We start from the raw sequence: 1,429 nt of genomic DNA on the forward strand, positions 1-1,429 counted from the left end.
GGTCACGTCCGCTGGAGTGGTGTATCGACGGCCACTCGGTGATCTTGTTGTGAGGTTATGCGGTGAGTTGGGTGGGCAGGGTGGTCTCGTCGTTTTCTGACTCGATCGGGTGGCTGGTCCTGGCAAGCAGTTCCCGGCTCATGTAGCGGCGGGCTTCCGTCCATTCGTCGTTCTGCTCGGCCAGGACGGCGCCGACCAGGCGGATCAGGGCGGTGCGGTCGGGGAAGATCCCGACGACGTCGGTGCGGCGGCGGATCTCCTTGTTGAGCCGCTCCTGGGGGTTGTTCGACCAGATCTGCCGCCAGATCTCGCGGGGGAACGCCGTGAAGGCCAGCAGGTCTGCCTGGGCGGTGTCGAGGTGTTCGGCGGCCTTGGGAAACTTCGCCTCCAACGCGTCCAGGACGTGCCGCATCTGGGCGTGGACAGCGTCGGCGTCGGGCTGTTCGAAGACCGTCCGCAGCAGGGTCGCCACCCACGGCTGGGCGGACTTCGGGACCTGGCTGAGCAGGTTCCTTGCGTAGTGGGTGCGGCAGCGCTGCCAGGATGCGCCGGGCAGGACGGCTCCGATGGCGGCCACCAGGCCGGTGTGGGCGTCGGAGACGACGAGCTGGACTCCGGAAAGGCCGCGGGCGGTCAGTGAGCGCAGGAAGGCCAGCCAGCCGGCGCCGTCCTCGGCGGTGGCGACGTCGATGCCGAGGATCTCGCGGTGCCCGTCGGCGTTGACGCCGACTGCGACCAGCGCGTGGACATTGACGATCCGGCCGCCTTCGCGGACCTTCTGGGTGAGAGCGTCGACCCAGGCGAAGGCATACGGTCCGGCGTCGAGCGGACGGTTGCGGAACGCTGTGACCTGCTCGTCCAGGTGCTTGGCCATGGCGCTGACCTGTGACTTCGACAGCTGGGTGACGCCGAGGGACTGCGCGAGCTTTTCCACCCGGCGGGTGCTGACGCCCAAGAGGTAGGCGGTGGCGACCACGCTGATGAGGGCCTGCTCGGCCCGGCGGCGGCGTTCCAGCAGCCAGGCCGGGAAGTAGCTGCCGGTCCGCAGCTTCGGGATCGCGAGCTCGACGGTGCCGGCGCGGGTGTCCCACTCGCGCGGGCGGTAGCCGTTGCGGTGGTTGACGCGTTCGTCGCTGACCTGCCCGTACTCCGCATTGCAGATCGCGTCCGCTTCGGCGGACATCAGGGCGTCGGTGAACGTTTTGACCATCGCGCGCAGCAGGTCGGGACTCGCCGTGGCGAGGTTGTCCTCGGTCAGGGCGTGCAGGGGCAGACTGTCAGGTGCGGTCATCGTGCTGATCTCCTTCGAGGCTTCGACACTTCGAAGATCAGCCGGTGGCCGTCTCTCTATGCGGGCACCAACCCGGACGCCGGAGCAAACCCCCGGATCAGGTCCAACCCGCTACACCACTTCCACAGACGCAACCGG

1 protein-coding gene is annotated in these 1,429 nt (G+C 68.2%); it reads right to left on the reverse strand.

Annotation, left to right across the window (positions count from 1 at the left end; all coding sequences use genetic code 11):
- Positions 1-55: 55 nt before the first annotated feature.
- Entirely contained in the window at positions 56-1,291 is a 1,236-nt protein-coding gene (locus GA0115240_RS32675) for an IS256 family transposase (protein ID WP_093742414.1), read from the reverse strand.
- Positions 1,292-1,429 lie beyond the last annotated feature (138 nt).

The organism is Streptomyces sp. DvalAA-14 (genome assembly GCF_900091855.1).
Lineage (GTDB): Bacteria > Actinomycetota > Actinomycetes > Streptomycetales > Streptomycetaceae > Actinacidiphila.

Bases quoted from the DNA above. Each gene is read 5' to 3' on its own strand.
- GA0115240_RS32675 (WP_093742414.1), bottom strand. From the start codon at position 1,291: ATGACCGCACCTGACAGTCTGCCCCTGCACGCCCTGACCGAGGACAAC.